Genomic DNA, 17,440 nt, shown 5'->3' on the forward strand with positions numbered 1-17,440 from the left:
CCATCACCGATCCGCCGGCAGCTACGGCATTCGCCGTGTACGAGCGACCCTGCTCAACGAGTCGACATGATCGTCAATCGCAAACTCGTCCGGGCATTAATGCGAGAGCGCAGCTTGGTCGGGCTACCGACTCCCAAACGCCGAAGACCGAGTCTGGTGGGCGTGTACACCCCAACTGACCTGGTCGAACGGAGCTTCACCGCAGACGCGCCGAACGAACTATGGTGCACCGATATCACCGAGCATCCCGCTCGTGACGGGAAAGCCTACTGTTGTGCGGTGATTGACTGCTTCTCTCGGAAGATCGTCGGGCGGTCCTTCTCTACGATCGCCGATACCGCGTTGGTGAACAACGCGGTGGACATGGCCGTTCGGGAACGATCACTTTGTGGTGCAACTGTTTTGCATTCTGATCAAGGAATGCAATTCACCTCCTGGAGCTGGGGTGAGAATCTACGCCGATCAGGATTGACGCCGTCATTCGGGTCGGTAGGCGACTGTTTCGACGATGCGGTAATCGAGGCGTTCTGGGGGCGGATGCAGGTCGAGTTGCTCAACACCAGGCGATGGGCAACAACGTTCGAACTGGTGGTGGCGATGGCGAATTGGATCGACACCTTCTACAACACTGCCCGTGTTCAACGCTACATCGGTAACATCAGCCCCGACCAGTGGACTCATCTACTGGGGACACGCGACATCGCACAGACCCCTGGAAACAGTCCCACTTCTAGCTAGTTGTAACTTTCCGTCACCAGTCTCATGTCGCCTGTCATCCGACAGGGAGCGTGGGGGACGAAGTCGCAACGATCACCTATAAGGCGGTACGGGACGATGGCTCGATGCTGATCAAGAAGGTGGGTTTAAATTGATTGTCTTCAGCCATTTCTTGGTATCTCGACGAAACCGTCGAATATGCTTAGTTGCCTTTGGGCGGAGCAGTATGTCCTGCCGCTTTAGCGAGGCGTCCGTATCTTCTGGCAACCGCTCCGGCTTCTTGCCGCCAAGGGGTAACTTCCAACGGCGCGACTCGGCGTCGTAGAACTCGATCCAGTATTCGATGTGCTCTTGTCCCCGGTCTTGAAGATCGATCGGCTTGGACTCGCCAGCTTCAACCTTACCCTCAGACAGCGCAAACGCCTCATACTGTTTCTTGGGTAGCTTTTTCCAGCGTTCATACATTTCTGTTTGCTGCGCTCTACTGAAGAATGAGTTTCTATAGGAAAGTGCGACTATATCGAGCGGTATTCGATCCTTGTGCAAGGCAATATCATGTATCCGATCATCGGAGTAATTGTGAACAACCACTCTGATGGTCGAATCCTCGTCGACAATCGAGTCTTTGTCGATTGAGAACCTGATGCGTGCAGCTTGCGTAGTATCTTCGCGCTTCTTGTCGTTGATGTAGTAGCGCGCCGCAGCGGCGATTGAGACGCCAGTCAGCAACGACCCCGCCCATGCCGCTGGAGTTCCCCATACAGTAGTAAGAAATGGATACTCCCAAAGTTCACCCCACATACTCGGATCATCGCACGCTTACGCAGTTCGAATGCGGAACGTGCTCCTCTGCGGTTCTTCTGATGGCGGAGTCCGTGGGGTGATGAGACCAGTGCTCGCGGAGACGGTCATAACAAAGAACCAGGTGGCTCGAGCCGTCCCGGTACATGACTGGCCATCGGACTGTCGTGTCGACTGATCGGCGATCGATCACAGATGCGTGGGAACTGTCAGATTAACGGTCGATCCGACCAGGGAATCTGTTGGTTGCCGGTCGGGAAATGCCCTCGAACCCGTCGCGACATACCACGAGTACGCTGCCCAATGCACCCACATTCACCACGCGGTGGAGTGTGAGACCGATCACTCCTCTTTTTCAGTGCGAGCGGATTCAGCACACAGGCCGCCGACTACGCGTAGCAAATGGGGATCGGGCTGTTCGTCTACGACCCTGCCGTCCGGATTCCGCGGCTGGGTGTTCGAACCAGCGGTCCAACCGTTCCCGCGCGTGGCGAAATTGCCGGTGAGAGCGACTGCTGGTCAGCTCTCGTTCGACTGTCCGCACTGCTGGGAGCGACTTTCGGATTCCCTTTAGCCGAGCTGCTCCGGTGCGTGTGCGGACCTCGTCTGTACAGCGCGCGGGTGCCACGCGCTGAGTGCTGCGTCTGCACGCAGATAGAGGGGGTGGCGGGGGCTTCCGTCGTGGTTGGTGCCAAGGCAATAGAGATTGTCGGCGCCAGGCATCTCCAGAATCTTCGCGACTTTGTCCGGTGGTGCGATTGCGGCCCCATGCGGCGATCGTGGGCCCGGGTGTGCCGAGTGCGACTCGTAGGTGGATGGTGTTGTCCGGGCCTTCTGGATCGTTGACTCTGCGCAGTTCGGCGGGGTCGGTAGCGCGGTAGCCAAACAGGTTGACGACCTCGAGTCCGGTGCATCTGAGAGAGTCCGCAAATCGGATGCAGCGCCGAATGGTTGGATCGTTGTCGTTTTCGTCTGCGGTCGAGGGATTGAGCATGATGAAGGTGCAAGTGAGGGCTTCGTACATACAATTCGAGAGTGTTGGAGTCAGGTCGCGTCGGAGCCAGTATCGGTATAGGCCGTCGTCAGAAATGATCGCGGACATCGAACTGGAACCTTCCTTGTTCAGATCGGTCTATCGACTGTATGGAGGGCACCGCTGATTGACCATTGGTCGTCGGTCCCGAACTCTCCGCTGCACCGATGGGCGGAGTACAGGCTGACGCGGGCATGCCCGTGGTCGGCTCCGGGTTGGGTGCAGTACGGAACGATGTGTGGCTCCCGGAGCATCTCTCGCACACGGCGTCCAATGGCGCAACAGCCGGCGGTGATCGCATCCCGCTGTGACCTCAATAATGGGGCCGTAAGTGCGTCTTCTAAGTAGCTTGGACGCATTCTTGCTACGCATATACTCCCGGGCCACGCGATCCCCTTGCCTATACTGCTGTGTGGTCGTCATACGTGTTGTGTGGATATTGTTGGCTTTGCTGGTCGTGGCGGTCACCGTCTGGGTAGGCACCTCACCAATGTCAAACGTCAGGGCCACATCGTGCGGCCCCGAGGGTGCGCTCCCTTTCGGTCGTGAACCGGGGGCCACGTGGTGCGACGATTCGGTCTTACACGTAATGGGCGTAGGGCCACCGGTTGGGCTGGGTCTGCTTTTGGCAACTCCATTGGTGCTGGCGGCCGTGGCGATGCTGCGGGCAGTGTCGTGGTTTGCGGTGGTTATCTACGCGATCCTGGGGTTCATCGGAGTGGCAAACTGGGTGGACTTCTGGGGGCAACTCATGCTTGCCATTCCCTTAGCTGTGATCGCAGTCGTCGTTGCCGGCGTTCAGCACATCGTTTCGACATCAGTGCAGCGCACGGCGAAACGCACCTGAGTTTGTCTGCGCCGCCAGGCGATCAAGCGCACCAGTGACACCGGTATGTTTCGTCAATGGTGTGAAACGTATTGCGCTACGGGACGTTACGCCGATGGTGCACCTTCTGTCGCCCGGAAGCTAGAGTTCCCGTCACGTCGGGCTGCCTCGAATCGGTTCGAAATCGGTTACTTTCGTGCTTGTTGCCTCAGTTGCATCCTGCGGTAGTTCGACGAATGGCGATCGTTGCTCCGCGCGGCAGGGGATCGGGCGGCTGGTGTCGGTGACCTGGGTCCGTCATGTGGTGGACTTCGGTTTTCGGCGCATGGGCAACTTTGCCCGTGAGAAATCCGTTCAGTGGCGTGATGGGCGCCGAGGGGGCTCAATTCGTGCTGAGTGGCGTCGGCAGTCGGGTCACGGGGCTCAAGGTTGTCGCTCACCAGATCGGTTACGGCGGCGGCAATTTCCCAGCTGTGGCCGGCCCAGGAGGCGTATTCGCCCCGAGGTATGGCCACTCGCTGAATCGCAAATCTGGCCGCCGAGGCAGAGCTGATTGCTGAATCTCCTGCGTACCCACTGCGTACCGGCTGCACAGCCTTTACTTTAGCCATCCTAAGCACTGCTGTGACCTGCGGTTTTGTGCCCGTGGTTAAGACTCGCTCAGAACGGGCGTTCGTCAGACCTCCTGCATACCCCCTGCATACCGGGTCTGTTAGCAGTCCTATGCACCGCTTGTGACCTGCGGTTTTGTGCCCCCGGTCAGACTCGAACTGACACTGGACGGGTTTTGAACCTGCGGTCGTGGATGTTTGCAGATTGCTGGCGTTGTTGAGGTTTGATGGATCATTCAGTGGGGGAGCAATATTCGCGTTTGTCCCATTGGGCGAGTGTGGGTGATTTCGGTGCTGCTGCGTACCCTCTGCGTACCGGGAAACGGTAATGCTCGATTGGGGCGGCGGCCGATAGCGTAGATTACGTCGAGTTACCGCTTGAGGTGGATCGGGTGTGTCTACGTGGGGGTCGACGCCCGTGGCGGTTCCGATGTCAGGATTTGCCTAGCCCAGCTCGGCGCAGCAACGACGGGCCCACGGCGGCTAGGACCGCAGTGCCGCCAGCGAGTAGGACTCCGATTCCGGCGGCCCGACGGGGGAGACCGTTGCGGGCGGCTGCTACGACTACTGCCGCATCTACGAGGTCCATCGCGATACCGGCCTGTAGTACTGCTTGCCTAACGGTCTGGTCAGGGTGGAGGGCTGCAGCGCCAATGACGATCTCGCGAACGCCGAGTGCTTTGATCCAGATGCCGCGGTCTGGTCCCGGGTAGTCGACCCCGAGGGCGCGGTGAACGCGTGTTGGTGCCAGTACTGTCGTCGCACCCCATACGATGCGGCCGACGCCGATCGCGGTGGGTACTGTCCGTTCTGCGTATCTTGTCTGGTTCACGGTCTTCGTTCTATCCACTGTCAAGTTCGGAGCCATAGAAGGTTGTGCCGGGGCCGGGCCTTCCCGTCAAGCCGAACCGCAGCTCTACGTCACTGACCCGAATCATCCGCGTCTGGTCCAGCCTCGGCTCGACCGTAAACCCACCGACAAGAAAGCGGCGCAATGCCTGCTCGACCAGTTCGCCACGTCCGGCACCAACCGGCTCGTTTGATCCTCACGCGGAGACGGCGGGAAACCTCAGGCGACGAACGCTCGGGCGTCGTCAGGGGGAGGAGGTCGTCAGGGAAAGACTCAGCCTCTGCAGAAGGCAGCTGCGACTTCGGGCGGAAGTCCGTTGAGAAGATCCTGCGCAGGCACGGCGAGGACCGGATCGTCGGCGAGCCAGCTCGCTGCCGGGCAATCGGTCAGGAGAAAGCCCGTCTCCGGGGCGGCAGGACCCCCATCGGTGAACGCAGCCAGAACGTGCGCCGAAAGCTGCGCCGCAGATCCGTAAGTCGAGGCGCCCACCGAGAAGTCCGGCCCGAACGACGCGGAAGCGTTGAACGAACGATCGTCGCTCCAGCCCCACTTCGTTCCGACAACCCCCGCCAACAGTGCGGTTCCGTAGTCCTGCGCGTAGCCGTCGGCGGCCGTGTCGTAAGCCAATGACATCGCGGCGAGTACCGGCGAATTCGGGTCGGTGCGTTTCTTCGTTTCGAGATAGGTCACCATGTCGTGCGTCGAGGTGGTCCCGTTCCCCCAGTACCCGGCCACGTGCGTATCCGTGAGACCGAACTCGTCGGCGATCGTCGAGATCGCCTGCGGGTACTTCGCGTGCAGACGATTGGCGATCCCGTCGTTCGACGCCCGGATCATCTCTGTGGCGTCGGCGTGGTCGGCGGGATCGCCGTACCGGAAGACGTATTCCGCGAGATACAGCTTGACGATCGACACACCCGCACGGGATTCGTGCTCGTTGACCGTTCCCGCGCGGAATCCGGTGGGCGAATGCGCGAACGAGATCTGGGTGCTGCTCGGCGCCACAATGGCCCCGTTGTCGTCGAGAACCGGTGCCGGTGCCGCCGCAGCGGTCTGGACGCCGGATGCAGCGAGCGCGGTCAGAGCGGCGACGGTCAGGGCCTGTGCAAGGGAGCGCATGAAAGCGATTGTAGTGCCTCATGAAGCTTCCCAAACGTCATGTCGCGCGCCACTGTCAGTGGGTGGGACACGGCATCAACCATCACGGCCCAGCCGTCCTCGACCTGGTCACTGGAAGAGCCTGTGGTCATCAGACCGACGAGCCGGCGCCCACCTGCGAGCAGATGGCGCAGATCTTGCTCGTCGACGGTGGGGTAGCCAACGCCGCCACGGTGTGTCCAGTCTGCGGCATTCGTGGCGTTCTGGGAAGACATCGGTTCTCCTGCGTGAGGGTAGGTGTGTGCGAAGGGTGTTGCTGTGTTCATCACCGGTACAGGGTCATCGCCGGTGCAGGGGTTGCCGGGACTGCAAAGCAGTTGCTGCGGCGACCTGGTCGAGGAGGGGGAGGATGGCGCTCTCACCGGCGGTGGGTATGTCGATGAGTATGCGTTGCACGCCCATTGCCGCGAGCCTCTCGACGACGTCGCCGACGTCGGGCCGAATCTTCTGGAGCACGGTCACCTGCAGATCTGCGCGGTCGCGACCGGCATCATCCCACGCCGAGTACAGTTGGGGGAGTTGGTCTCCGAGGATCTCGACCGTATCGTTGCCCATCGGGATCCAGCCATCACCCCACTGTGCGATGCGGCGAAAGTTGATCCGACTGGCCCGGGCCCCCAGCAGGATTGGCGGGTGCGGTCCCTGTGCGGGTTTGGGCCAGACCCTGCTAGGTGACAAACGGACATGTTCACCGTTGAAGGAGGCTTCATCCTCCGTCCACAGCCTCTTCATCAGAGCTATCTTTTCGGTGACAACACCGTACTTCGACTGAGCCTCGAAGCCGTGGTCCTCGAATTCTTCGTTGTTCCAACCAAACCCGACACCCAACACGAATCGGCCGCCCGACATGACATCCAGGGTGGCAATCGCCTTGGCATAGGTGATCGGGTCATGCCCGCCGGGCAGTGCGACGCAGGTCCCGATCACCAGATCCGTCGTCGCGGCCACCTGTGCGAGACCGACGAATGGATCCCACAAACGGAAGTAGCGCTCCGGCATCTCTCCGCCGCCGGGGAAGGGCGTCCGCCGCGCACTGGGAATGTGCGAGTGTTCGGGCAGGAACAGGGAACCGAACCCGCGCTGTTCGGCAGCTAAGGCCAGGTCGACAAGAGGCATCGACTGATCGGTGCCGCCGTAGTGCAGTCCGACCGCAGGCCTGGAAGCATCGCCTCGATTCACGCCATCACAGCCGTTGTTCTCCATCGAGGTACCGTCCTATCCCGGTACGGACATGCGAATGGTGTCCATCCGGATCTCGATGTTCTGGAGGTACTGCGGGTGCGTGATGATGTACGGCAGATTCTGCGCGATGCCCCGGGCCACGTGGTCACCCGCCGTTGCAGGGTCCATACCGCTGCTTCCGGTTGGCTTGGTATGGCTGACGTCGGAGACATGGCCACCCAACTGTGCAGTGTTCTGGTCGAGGTTCGACGTCACCAGACCAGGACACAGCACAGACACTCCGACGCCGTGCGGCGCCATTTCGGTACGCAGAGCTTCAGATAGCGCAGTGACGGCGCTCTTCACCGCGCTGTAGGCGCCTCGTCCTGGGGCGCCCGAGATCAACCCATCACCGAAGCTGTGTTGACGATATGCGCGCCCCCTCGTGCGCGCATATCCGGGCCGAAGGTTGCGACGCCGTTGAACACTCCGGTCAGGTCGATTGCGATGAGCATGTCGAAGGTCTCCGGGTCCATGTCGATCACATCGCACCCGTTGAAACCGATTCCGGCATTGTTGACCAGGATGTCCACCGGTCCGAAAACCGCTTCCGACTTGGCCTTTGCCGCTGCCCATCCGGCTCGATCGCGTACGTCGAGCGCGACTCCACAGAACCCGGCCCCTCGGGAACCGGTGACCGCATCCAACGATTTCTGGTTGATGTCGGCGATGGTCACCGATATGCCGTGATCGGCCAGTGCGCCTGCGATTCCGAGACCGATACCGCTTGCACCACCGGTGATGAATGCGTGTCTCGCGCAGGATAGATCCATACGTTGAACTCCGATCAGGATCTTGGTTGAGTCAGGAAAGCGCAGAACGCTACTTTGTCATCCAGATCTCTTCGGGCAGTGGCGATCCGAGGGTGTACAACTGCACTCCGTGCACGTTTTTCGTGTGCATCACCGAAGGCGCGGCCTGGATGTACCACGACGCCGGTACCAACGCTACGAGCCGCTCCTGAGCGGTTTCGTACGCCGCCTTCCGCTCTTCTGTTCCTTCAGCAAAGCGGCCGGCGTCCAGGGCGTCGTTGAGTTCCGGGTCGTCGAGGCCGGAGAAGTTCCCGGCAGAGTCGCCATGGAATGCCGTCCACAGTGCGTAGTCCGGATCTTGGGGGATCGCGGAGGAGACGATCATGTCGAAGTCGCCGGATTGGGCCCGTGCGGTCACGGCACCGTAGTCGCCGACCTCGACCTCTACGTTGACATTGTCGAACTCGCTCAACTGTGCCTGCACTGATTCGCCGGCACCCTTCGTCTCGGTCGTTGGGTACGCGAGGAATGTGAAGGAGACCGGATTGCCCTCTGCGGCAAGTTCGTTGAACAGCTTCTGAGCTTCGTCCTTGTTCAGCTCATTGAGCGGGATGTCACTGTGAAATGGCGATTCTTCGGGGAACAGTGTCTTGGGCACCTGGCCCGCACCGAAGTAGACGGTTGCATTGATCACTTCCGGATCGACGGCGAGTGCGACGGCCCGGCGGGCCCGCTCGTCCTGGAACGGTGCGCGATCGGAGTTCATGATCAGGAGCTGGCCACCACCGACCGGCACGGTCTCGGTGGGGATACCGGCAGCTTCTGCCTTGTCCAGAGTGGACCAGCTTGTTTCCATGGCGAGATCGGTGCCGCCTGTGGATATTGTGTTGAAGCGTTGCTCGGTATCCACGACGGTGCGGATGTTGATCTTGTCGAGATAGGGCCTGGGTGCATCCCAGTAGTCAGGATTTTTCTCGAGCTCGATCAGATCTTGGCGGCTCCAATTGGTCAGGGTGAACGGGCCGGCGCCGACGGGATCCTTGTCGAACGCAGCCGGTCCCTTCTGCAAAGCCGTCGGCGAGGCGATCCAGTTCATCGAGGTCGTCAGTACACCCTGCGCGAAATGTGGATTGCGTGCTGCCAACGTCACTGTCAGTGTCGTCGGGTCGACCACTTCGGAGCCACTGATCTGTGCTGCTTGCCGGATCGCGGTGGACCCCAGGTTGGGGTCGCGCAGTCGGTCCCAGTTGAACTTGACCGCGGCGGCGTCGAGCGGAGTGCCGTCGGTGAAGGTGAGACCGGGCCGTAACGTGAGCGTGAAGGTGTTGCCCCCATCTGTGGTTGCGAAGCCCGTTGCCATGTTGTATTCGACCTCGAGTGTCTCGAGGTTGTTGATCATCAGCGTCCCGTAGAGCGCGTTTCCGAGTATCGGCTGATGCGCCCAGGTATTCGACAGGGCGGCGGGGTCCAGACTGCGCGGTTCACCCATCTGAATCGTGCGCAGCGTTCCGCCCGACACCGGATCGCCGGCGTCGACCGCTGATCCTGAGCCAGGGTTCTCGGAATCCGTGCTGCCACAGGCGCTCAAGAGCAGCATGGCGGAGCACGCCGCCGCCACCGCAGTAAGAAGATATCTGGATCGGAACATCATCGACCTCTCGAGAAGAGTTGGGGCCTCAGGAACACGGATGAGAAATGTGCGAGGTGGGGCTGGGGGAGCGGAGATCCACGCAAGCAATTCGCCGACTGGTTACGAGAACCGGTTCCGGGTACGGAGTGCTCCGGCGACATCCGAATCAAGCGCGTGACCATAGTAGGAGAACACAACTCGCAGAGAAAGAGAACAGCTGAGCGGAAACTTCTCGGTGTCGCGGTATGCCAGTAGACCTTTTCGGCTGCCGCGGGCTGATTGGCATCACATTTCGCAACAACAATAGTCGAATCAGAGCACCAATGGCGTTGCTCATGGCTAGTATACGCAATTCACGAATGCCGCTTTTTCCGAGTTCTGAGGCATCGCGCACCTGCATTGAGAACTAAATTCTCCACAGCGATAGGGGTCTATTCAAAAGGCGTTCGCGTCGGGCATGATTGGTCTCTGTGAACACTTTGGAACATCTCCACGACCTGACCGGGAAAGTTGCGATAGTCACGGGTGGATCCCGTGGCATAGGAAGGGCGATCGTCCAGATCCTCGCTGAAGCGGGAGCCGACGTCGTGATCGCCTCGCGGAAGCTCGACTCCTGCGAACGCGCGGCTGACGAGGTGATGAAATCGACTGGGCGCAAGGTACTCCCGGTCGCATGCCATGTCGGTCGTTGGGATGACTGTGAGCGTCTGATCGATCGGACACTGGAACACTTCGGTAGACTCGACGTGCTGGTCAACAACGCAGGCATGTCACCGCCCTACGAGAATCTCGACGATATCACCGAGGACTTGTATGACAAGACACTCGGCGTTAATCTCAAGGGGCCCTTCAGGTTGGCCGTCCGTGCCGGAACCCACATGGCCGAGAGCGGCGGGGGTTCCATCATCAATATCGGTACTGCGGGCTCATTGGTTGCCAGCGTCAGGGAGCTGCCCTACGCGTGTGCCAAGGCCGGGCTCAACGCTCTGACAGTCGGATTGGCCGAGGCGTTCGCGCCGACGGTGCGAGTCAACGCCATTCTTCCCGGCCCGTTCTTGACTGACATCTCGAAGTCCTGGGCTCCGGCCGAGGGCGAGGATGCGCCGTTCGTGCCCCTTCGTCGCATGGGGCGTCCAGAAGAGATCGGCCCACTTGCACTCCATCTGGCCAGTGCTGCATCAAGTTTCACCACCGGGTCGATCATTCGTGTCGATGGTGGAGTCACCCGAAAAGTCTAGTGAAAGGAAACATGACCGACAATGAGTTGTTGAAAGGCAAAGTGGCCATCGTCACCGGAGCTCAAAGAAATGGTCAAGCACGCAATTCCTTTCCCCTTTGGGGAGTCGGAGGAGTTGAATCCAGGTCTGCTGTACCTCGTCTCGTCGGGCAGTGATTGGATGACCGGCCATACCCTCAACATCGATGGCGGCTGGGTCGTACGAGTCTGAATCTTTTTCTTCACCAACACATCTACAGTCAGGAATACACATGAAGCACTACTTACTCGTCGAATCACATCCTTCCCATCCTGATCGTCTGGATGAGTTCAACAAATGGTACGACGAGATTCACATCCCTGAGGTGGTCTCGCTCGATGGATTTGTCGCCGGAACCAGACTTGTGCCGGCGGATCCCGACGGCGGTCCGTCGGTGACGCTCTACGAACTCGAGGGCGATCCCAATGAAGCGAAAAAGAACGTTCATATCGCTGCTGCGGCGAAGCAATTGAACATGTCGGATTCGTTGAGTTATGGACCGATCCCGACGATGCGTATCATGGCGGTGAAGTCGGAATACACCAAGCCGCGTTGATTGTGTCGAGGTAGAAAAAGTTCGAGGCCGTCATCTCAGGATGACGGCCTCGATTACTTTGTGCCGGTCAACTCGGCAAATTTGCGGGAACCCAATTGGGATCGCGCTTTTCCATGAATGCCCGCATTCCTTCTCGTGGCTCCGGTGATGTTTCGAGCGCACCGAACATTGTCTCGTAATCAAATAACCCATAGCGCTCATTGAGCATTCGCTTGACCTGAGCACGCGCGATCGGCGCGGATTGCAGCACCTCACGTGCCGCCTCAAGTGCGGCCGACCTCAGGTTCTCATGCGGCACCACCCTCGAGATGACTCCGAGTCGGAGTGCCTCGGCGGCATCGAACCTGCGTGCGGAGAGGATCAAATCGCGCGCCGCTGCAAGGCCGACATGTGCAGGCAATGCGGCCGCGAAGGTCGCGTCCGGGATCCCACGCAGCAGTTCGGGCACCCGGAACGTGGCCCGGTCGCTGGCGACCGCGATGTCGGACATCATCGCGACCAGTAGTCCGCCGGCCTGGCAGATTCCGTTGACGGCCGAGATCACCGGTGCGCGGCTGTCCCGAATGGTTAGGAACGGCACGACATCGCCGCCCGAAAGGCCCTCCGGCAGGTTGTCGCCCGGTTCGGTGCGTCCACCGAGATCACCACCGGGTGCAAATACGTCGTCGACCCCGGTGATGATCAGCGCGGCCAGGTCCGGATCGGAGTTGACGAGGCGAACCGCTCGTTTCAGTCCGTAATACATTGCCGGGGTGAATGCGTTTCGAGCAGAAGGACGGTCTATGGTGCACCATCCGATGGAACCGTCGCGCTCGAATCGTAAACCGTTGGCTCCTAAGTCATCTCCCATAGGAAGTGCACTCCATTCATTTCTGCGACCGTTGGGTCTCGGCGATTGTTGTGGGGGTGTGGAAGTGAACTGGGTCTCACACCGTCAGGTCGATGAGTACTTTTCCTACGGCCTGACCATCCGGTGTGGCAGGCCCGGAGCGGAGTAGATCGGTGAGCTAGCCCTCATTTCAACCAGCGAAGCGCTGTCGTTGCGGCTGCTACTGCGTGACAGCGAGTTCGTATCGGCGGCGGTATTCCTCTTTGGACGTCTCTGTGACGTCGACGTCCGTGGCGCGAGCACGGAGTGCGCCGACTGTTGCGTCCTCCCGCGCAATATGTTTGAACGGGTCCCAGTCAAAGAACTTCGCGGCATTGAGATGGGTGATCTTGTTGATCTCGTCGTCCGAGCACTCGGAATCGTCGAGCTCGGCTTTCAGGATCTCCGGTGACCGGGGCCAGGTGGAGTCCGAGTGCGGGTAGTCGCATTCCCAGGCGATGGTGTCGATTCCCAGCTTGTTGCGATTGCTCAGCCCGCTGGGCTCGGTGATGTAGCAGGCGAGGAAATTGTCTCGCCACACGTCGGTGGGTGATTTGCCCTTGGGGAGAAAGGTGAATCCGGTCCAGGACTGATTGACGATGTTGCGCTCCAGTCGGTCGAGCCATGGCGCGACCCAACCGATTCCGCCCTCGCTCATTGCGATCTTGAGCGCCGGGAACTTCTGGAAGGCCCCGCTGAGCATGATGTCGGTTGCGGCGATGGTGGAGATCAGCGGTGTCAACACCATCATGCTGTCGATGTTGGCCCCTTCCGGCCGTTGGATCAGGCTGAAGCCGCCGCCGATGTGCAGGCTCAGGACGATTCCGTGTTCCACGCAGGCGGCGAAGATCGGGTCCCAGTAGCCGGACGCGAAGTCGGGGTAGCCCGACCCATAGGGCGTCTCGGGGATACTGATCGACCGGCATCCCATGGCGGCAAGGCGGTGGACCTCTTTGACCGATTCGTCGATGTCGAAGAAGGGGAGGATGCCCAGCGGGATGAAGCGACCGGGATGGGCGTCGGGGACCTCGCCGACCACCCAGTCGTTGAACGCCCTGCAGGCGGCCAGCGATAGGGCCTTGTCGGGCAGGCTCGCCAGGTGGGTGCCGGCGAAGCCGGGGAAGGTTGCGAACAATGTGGACGCGAGGATGCCGTTGGCATCCATGTCCTTGACGCGCAGGTCCATGTCGTAGACGGCCGGTCGCATTTCGGCGTACCCGGTGGGGTCCATGCCCCATTCACCCTTCGGCCAGGAGATGACGGCGTTGAGTCCGGAACTGCCGACCACCGTGTCCTGGAACTGCCAGGCCTGGACCCGCGGGTTCCGTGGATTGGCGGTCAGTTTCGGCGCCTGGTCCATAAGGTGCTTGGGGAAGTGCTTTTCAAAGATGTCAGCGGGTTCGACCACGTGGTCGTCGATGCTGACCATCACCATGTCGTCAATGTTCATTGGGAATCCCTTCTTGGGTCGGACAAAGGCGTTGACGGCGAGGCACGCGAATAGGGCCGAGGTTCGAACTCATATCGACCCGGACCCCTGCGCGCATGCGGCAACCGGACTGACAAATCAAGACCCTGCTTTTTGTGCGGTGATGGGTGCGGCGAGGGCCTGCTCATCGACGATCTTCTGAACTTCTGCGAGCGTCTCGTCGAGTCCGGCTCCGATCCGCCGGCCGGGCGTGAAAGTCGCCGGTAGCTGACGCATGCCCTGGATCGTGCCGATGGAGTCGTAATGCACGGCGCCTTCGGGATCGCAGTGGTAGTCCGGCATCCGATCGAGCACGGCCACGAGCATGCGCTTGAACACTGTTCGGGCCAGATTTGATCCGATGCAACGGTGGACACCGAGTCCGAAACTCAAGTGTCGGTTGGCTGTACGTTCGAGATCGACCTTGTTGGGTTCGTCGAAGACAGAGGGGTCCCGGTTGGCCATCGCCCATGAGAGGAACAGGCGCTCACCCTCCTTGAACTCGATGCCGTTGATTTCGCCGTCGGCGGAGAATGTGCGGCCGTCGCCGGGAGTCGGGCAGAAGAAGCGCAGAAACTCTTCTGTCGCCGAATCCAGCATGGTGTCGCGCTCTCGGCTGAGGATCTCCCGCTGGTCGGGGTTCTGTGACAACCATTCAAGTGCGTGGGACGTCAGGGCGGTGGTCGTGTCGAACCCTCCTCCGATGAGAAGGCTGATGACACCGAGGAGTTCGTTGTCGTCGGGCTTTTCCCCGTTGATGGTGGCGCGGGCGATCGCGTCGATGAGCCCTGGTCGCGGGTTCTTCCGGACGTCGTGGAGATTGCTGAGCAGGTCTTGTCCCATAGCCGCGTGTAACGCGCTGATCCGCTGGATGTCGGGCGAATCCGGTGGTGTGTACATGGCGGCGTGCACCGGTTCGCAGTAGGTGTCCCACTTGGTGACCGGGATACCCAGCATGGCCAGCGTGATGACCGCCGGAACGATATTTGCCAGGTCGTCGATGAAATCGATGCTGCCCGACTCGATCTTCTCGTCGAGGCTGGCCCGGATCACCTCATCGATGATGGGCACCCATTTCTTGATGGCAGCCGGGGACAGATACGGATTGAGGACCGCACGGAATTCGCGATGCTCGGGGTCATCCATTTCCAGGATGCCACCACGGATGCGCCCTGCCGACCTCACCGCAGTGGGGATCATGATCCCCTTGTATCCGCGGCGGACTCCCTTGATGTCATTGTCGTTGGACAATCCGGCCGAACGGGCAAGGGTGAAGACCTCCTCCGCACCGGCGGCCACCCAGTGGCCGCCGTGGGTGTCTGACCAGGCCATCGGGCACTTGGACTGCATCTCCTCGGTGATCTTCGAGAAGTTGTCGCGGTAGTCCGCTGCGTGCCGATCGAACTGGAACACAGGTGACCTGTGACTATTTTGTGCGGCAACGTCATCGGTACTCATCGGGTAGTCCTCTCCGGTGTCTTGGCGGCGGTGGAACTCACGGAATCGGAGTCGCTCGGATAGATGGTGATTGCCTGCTCAGGGCAAGAACGGACTGCTTCGTGCACGCTCTCCTCGAGATCGGTGGGAACATCTCCGTCGATTGCCGTGGCGTGGCCATCGATATCGCTGAGCTCGAAGACGTCCGGTGCCGCCATCGCGCACAACGTGTGCCCTTGGCATAGTTCCGGGTTGACCTTTACCTTCACGATTGCCTCTCTCGTAGCTGAATCATGCTGTGAGTTCGCATCATTACGATTCTGTCGGCTTCATTGGACGACGCGCTATCGCTGCGGGTGTGCAGGCAGAAGCCGCGAAGTTGGGGGCAGGCGCATGATTCACAGCGCCCGTGACGCAAATCACTGATCTGGACCCACCATACCGGTGGGCGAGCGGAATGTGAAGGTTTTCGGAGAAATAAACCTGGATGTATGACATCGAGAGATGCTCTACCGCAACCGAGTTCGCCCATCGGCCACCGCTGCGGGGGCACTGTTTTCAGTATGGTGCCCGCGGCGAATTGCGTTCCGTCGATGATGTCGAACCGTGATGACCTATGAACGGACAACACCGTCAATGAGAATGCTCGTTCGTCCGAAAACCCTGTGCGAGAGTTTGTTTGGATAAGCGTTACCGGTCACCTCGACAACGGCGGACCGGCCGTCGAGCGTGCCCAACCGACCGTCGAGCGTGCCGAAACTGCTCTCAGCCCTCCGTGTCAGCCTCAAGGTGAGTCACCGCACCGAGAGGAAGCCCGATGCTCGCCTTCACCACCGATGAGAAACGAGAGTTCGTCCTCGATTACCTGCAACAGCGCCACGGCAGCAAGACCGCCTGGCTGCAGGACAAACCGTTCAGCCTCCGACAGTTAGCACGCTGGCGCAGCGCCTATCTCCACGGCGACCTTGACCGCGACCTCGTACCTCGCAAGACTCGAGGAATGACCAGCCACCCTGCTCGACTTGAGGATCTGGAAAAACTCCTGACCCAACAACAACGCGAACACGACGCGCAACTGGCCGAACTCCACGAGGAAAACTCCTCCTTACGAGCGGCCAACGACGCGTTGGGAAAAGCTATCGGGCTCATGCACAAGTGGAGCGAGCACACGCCCGACGACACCCCCACTCCACCCGAGCCACCCAGTTCCTGACCTCCGAAAACATGCTGGTCACCCTACTTGCACAGTTACCCGGGATGAGCCAACGCAAAGCCCTTGCCGTACTGAATATTTCACGGTCAACCTGGCAATACCGCCAACGCCCCCGAAACCGGGTGAGCAACCCGATCTCACACCCCCAACGCCACCAACCACACGCACTGAATCTGACCGAGATCACCACGATCGAGGAGCACGTACTACGGGCCTGGACGCGCGGCGACTCCGTCGACCAGGCCTACGCCACCGCCTGGGACCAGGGCATAACAGTCGGCTCACGCCGCACCTGGTGGCGCTACGCCGCAGCCTTGGAACAATCACAGCGACCAGTCAAAACCCACCGCACCAAAACCGGGCCCCGCGAAAAACCTGTACTGCTGGCCACCGGACCGAACCAAATCTGGTCCTGGGATATCACCGACTTCAAAGCCCCTTACCGCGGACAAGCATTCAAGGTGTACTCAATCATCGACATCTTCTCCCGCAAGATCATCGCCAACCGCGTCGAAAACCGTGAACTCGACTACATGGCAGTGGAAATGTTCGAAACCGCATTCACCACAGAAGGAACCAAACCCCAATGGGTACACGCAGATTCAGGATCAGCGATGCGCTCCGATGCCATGAAAACCATGCTCGGCAACAACAAGATCAACGAATCGCACTCACGTCCCAGCGTCTCTAACGACAACCCGTACTCCGAGTCAGAGTTCCGAACCCTCAAACACCGCAAACATTTCCCCGGCATCTTCGAAACCCTCAACGACGCCCGCGACTACGTCACCACCTACACCGACTGGTACAACAACCACCACCGCCACAGCGGCATCAGCCTCTACACACCCAACGACGTCCACGACGGATCCTGGCGAGAAACCCACCGCCGCCGGCAACAAGCACTCGACGCCTACTACACCGAACACCCAGACCGATTCCGCCAACCACCAACCGCCCCACCCGCCCCGAACTGGTCAGGAATCAACTCCACCGGACCCCAACCCGCCACAAAATGACTCCACACAGGTTGACATCTACCG

Annotated in this window: 18 protein-coding genes and 1 pseudogene; 6 read left to right on the forward strand and 13 right to left on the reverse strand. The window is 60.2% G+C overall.

What is annotated here, in order from left to right:
- Nucleotides 1–66 precede the first annotated feature (66 nt).
- Nucleotides 67–738, forward strand: a complete 672-nt coding sequence (locus AC51GR_RS08005; RefSeq protein WP_496324056.1) for an IS3 family transposase — start codon at nt 67–69, stop codon at nt 736–738.
- Between the two features lie 111 nt (nt 739–849).
- Here AC51GR_RS08005 and AC51GR_RS08010 read toward each other — a convergent pair whose 3' ends face one another.
- On the reverse strand, nt 850–1,518 hold the full coding sequence (locus AC51GR_RS08010) for a hypothetical protein (RefSeq protein WP_496324057.1): 669 nt from the start codon (nt 1,516–1,518) through the stop codon (nt 850–852).
- A gap of 370 nt (nt 1,519–1,888) precedes the next feature.
- The gene (locus AC51GR_RS08015; RefSeq protein ID WP_496324058.1) at nt 1,889–2,620 is read right to left on the reverse strand and encodes a DUF1643 domain-containing protein; all 732 of its coding nucleotides are present in this window, start codon (nt 2,618–2,620) and stop codon (nt 1,889–1,891) included.
- 571 nt (nt 2,621–3,191) lie between these two features.
- On the opposite strand from AC51GR_RS08015, the gene AC51GR_RS08020 reads away from it, so the two are divergent.
- On the forward strand, nt 3,192–3,398 hold the full coding sequence (locus AC51GR_RS08020; RefSeq protein WP_496324059.1) for a hypothetical protein: 207 nt from the start codon (nt 3,192–3,194) through the stop codon (nt 3,396–3,398).
- Nucleotides 3,399–5,111: 1,713 nt separating this feature from the next.
- On the opposite strand, the gene AC51GR_RS08025 is transcribed toward AC51GR_RS08020, so the two are convergent.
- The 7 genes and pseudogenes from AC51GR_RS08025 to AC51GR_RS08055 form a co-directional block, all read right to left on the reverse strand.
- The gene (locus AC51GR_RS08025) at nt 5,112–5,957 is read right to left on the reverse strand and encodes a hypothetical protein (protein ID WP_496324060.1); all 846 of its coding nucleotides are present in this window, start codon (nt 5,955–5,957) and stop codon (nt 5,112–5,114) included.
- Nucleotides 5,933–6,211 carry a hypothetical protein gene (locus tag AC51GR_RS08030; RefSeq protein ID WP_496324061.1) on the reverse strand — a complete coding sequence of 93 codons (279 nt, stop codon included), beginning with the start codon at nt 6,209–6,211 and terminating at the stop codon, nt 5,933–5,935. The genes AC51GR_RS08025 and AC51GR_RS08030 overlap by 25 nt, the downstream gene beginning before the upstream one ends.
- Nucleotides 6,212–6,275: 64 nt before the next feature.
- Entirely contained in the window at nt 6,276–7,199 is a 924-nt protein-coding gene (locus AC51GR_RS08035; protein ID WP_496324062.1) for a TIGR03619 family F420-dependent LLM class oxidoreductase, read from the reverse strand.
- Between the two features lie 12 nt (nt 7,200–7,211).
- Nucleotides 7,212–7,433, reverse strand: coding sequence for a hypothetical protein (locus tag AC51GR_RS08040; protein ID WP_496324119.1), 222 nt, complete (start codon nt 7,431–7,433; stop codon nt 7,212–7,214).
- 33 nt (nt 7,434–7,466) lie between these two features.
- A pseudogene (locus AC51GR_RS08045) lies at nt 7,467–7,523 on the reverse strand (hypothetical protein); the annotation flags it as partial.
- Nucleotides 7,524–7,558: 35 nt separating this feature from the next.
- Nucleotides 7,559–7,990: an SDR family oxidoreductase gene (locus tag AC51GR_RS08050; protein WP_496324063.1), complete on the reverse strand. Its 432-nt coding sequence runs from the start codon at nt 7,988–7,990 to the stop codon at nt 7,559–7,561.
- Between the two features lie 49 nt (nt 7,991–8,039).
- A complete protein-coding gene (locus tag AC51GR_RS08055; RefSeq protein WP_496324064.1) occupies nt 8,040–9,566 on the reverse strand; it encodes an ABC transporter substrate-binding protein in 1,527 nt (508 codons plus the stop codon).
- A 503-nt stretch (nt 9,567–10,069) separates the two neighbouring features.
- Between AC51GR_RS08055 and AC51GR_RS08060 the strand changes: the two genes are divergently transcribed.
- Entirely contained in the window at nt 10,070–10,837 is a 768-nt protein-coding gene (locus tag AC51GR_RS08060; RefSeq protein WP_496324065.1) for an SDR family NAD(P)-dependent oxidoreductase, read from the forward strand.
- A 184-nt stretch (nt 10,838–11,021) separates the two neighbouring features.
- Nucleotides 11,022–11,411 carry a hypothetical protein gene (locus AC51GR_RS08065; RefSeq protein ID WP_496324066.1) on the forward strand — a complete coding sequence of 130 codons (390 nt, stop codon included), beginning with the start codon at nt 11,022–11,024 and terminating at the stop codon, nt 11,409–11,411.
- A 67-nt stretch (nt 11,412–11,478) separates the two neighbouring features.
- On the opposite strand, the gene AC51GR_RS08070 is transcribed toward AC51GR_RS08065, so the two are convergent.
- From AC51GR_RS08070 to AC51GR_RS08085, 4 genes are all read right to left on the reverse strand, one after another.
- The gene (locus AC51GR_RS08070) at nt 11,479–12,261 is read right to left on the reverse strand and encodes an enoyl-CoA hydratase/isomerase family protein (RefSeq protein WP_496324067.1); all 783 of its coding nucleotides are present in this window, start codon (nt 12,259–12,261) and stop codon (nt 11,479–11,481) included.
- A gap of 199 nt (nt 12,262–12,460) precedes the next feature.
- Entirely contained in the window at nt 12,461–13,729 is a 1,269-nt protein-coding gene (locus AC51GR_RS08075; protein ID WP_496324068.1) for an amidohydrolase family protein, read from the reverse strand.
- 117 nt (nt 13,730–13,846) lie between these two features.
- On the reverse strand, nt 13,847–15,205 hold the full coding sequence (locus AC51GR_RS08080) for a cytochrome P450 (RefSeq protein WP_496324069.1): 1,359 nt from the start codon (nt 15,203–15,205) through the stop codon (nt 13,847–13,849).
- Nucleotides 15,202–15,453: a ferredoxin gene (locus tag AC51GR_RS08085; RefSeq protein ID WP_496324070.1), complete on the reverse strand. Its 252-nt coding sequence runs from the start codon at nt 15,451–15,453 to the stop codon at nt 15,202–15,204. Before AC51GR_RS08085 ends, AC51GR_RS08080 begins: the two co-directional genes overlap by 4 nt.
- Before the next feature lie 548 nt (nt 15,454–16,001).
- Here AC51GR_RS08085 and AC51GR_RS08090 point away from each other — a divergent pair.
- Complete coding sequence (locus AC51GR_RS08090; RefSeq protein ID WP_496324071.1) at nt 16,002–16,397, forward strand: hypothetical protein; 396 nt, start codon at nt 16,002–16,004, stop codon at nt 16,395–16,397.
- Nucleotides 16,398–16,519: 122 nt separating this feature from the next.
- Nucleotides 16,520–17,416 (forward strand): transposase, encoded by an 897-nt coding sequence (locus tag AC51GR_RS08095; protein WP_496324072.1) that lies wholly within the window; start codon nt 16,520–16,522, stop codon nt 17,414–17,416.
- The last annotated feature ends 24 nt before the right edge of the window (nt 17,417–17,440 follow it).

This window comes from Williamsia sp. z71 (assembly GCF_059553375.1).

Bases quoted from the DNA above. Each gene is read 5' to 3' on its own strand.
- AC51GR_RS08070 (WP_496324067.1), bottom strand. From the start codon at position 12,261: ATGGGAGATGACTTAGGAGCCAACGGTTTACGATTCGAGCGCGACGGT.
- AC51GR_RS08080 (WP_496324069.1), bottom strand. From the start codon at position 15,205: ATGAGTACCGATGACGTTGCCGCACAAAATAGTCACAGGTCACCTGTG.
- AC51GR_RS08010 (WP_496324057.1), bottom strand. From the start codon at position 1,518: ATGTGGGGTGAACTTTGGGAGTATCCATTTCTTACTACTGTATGGGGA.
- AC51GR_RS08005 (WP_496324056.1), top strand. From the start codon at position 67: ATGATCGTCAATCGCAAACTCGTCCGGGCATTAATGCGAGAGCGCAGC.
- AC51GR_RS08030 (WP_496324061.1), bottom strand. From the start codon at position 6,211: ATGTCTTCCCAGAACGCCACGAATGCCGCAGACTGGACACACCGTGGC.
- AC51GR_RS08075 (WP_496324068.1), bottom strand. From the start codon at position 13,729: ATGAACATTGACGACATGGTGATGGTCAGCATCGACGACCACGTGGTC.
- AC51GR_RS08015 (WP_496324058.1), bottom strand. From the start codon at position 2,620: ATGTCCGCGATCATTTCTGACGACGGCCTATACCGATACTGGCTCCGA.
- AC51GR_RS08090 (WP_496324071.1), top strand. From the start codon at position 16,002: ATGCTCGCCTTCACCACCGATGAGAAACGAGAGTTCGTCCTCGATTAC.
- AC51GR_RS08025 (WP_496324060.1), bottom strand. From the start codon at position 5,957: ATGCGCTCCCTTGCACAGGCCCTGACCGTCGCCGCTCTGACCGCGCTC.
- AC51GR_RS08050 (WP_496324063.1), bottom strand. From the start codon at position 7,990: ATGGATCTATCCTGCGCGAGACACGCATTCATCACCGGTGGTGCAAGC.
- AC51GR_RS08035 (WP_496324062.1), bottom strand. From the start codon at position 7,199: ATGGAGAACAACGGCTGTGATGGCGTGAATCGAGGCGATGCTTCCAGG.
- AC51GR_RS08055 (WP_496324064.1), bottom strand. From the start codon at position 9,566: ATGCTGCTCTTGAGCGCCTGTGGCAGCACGGATTCCGAGAACCCTGGC.
- AC51GR_RS08065 (WP_496324066.1), top strand. From the start codon at position 11,022: ATGGCGGCTGGGTCGTACGAGTCTGAATCTTTTTCTTCACCAACACAT.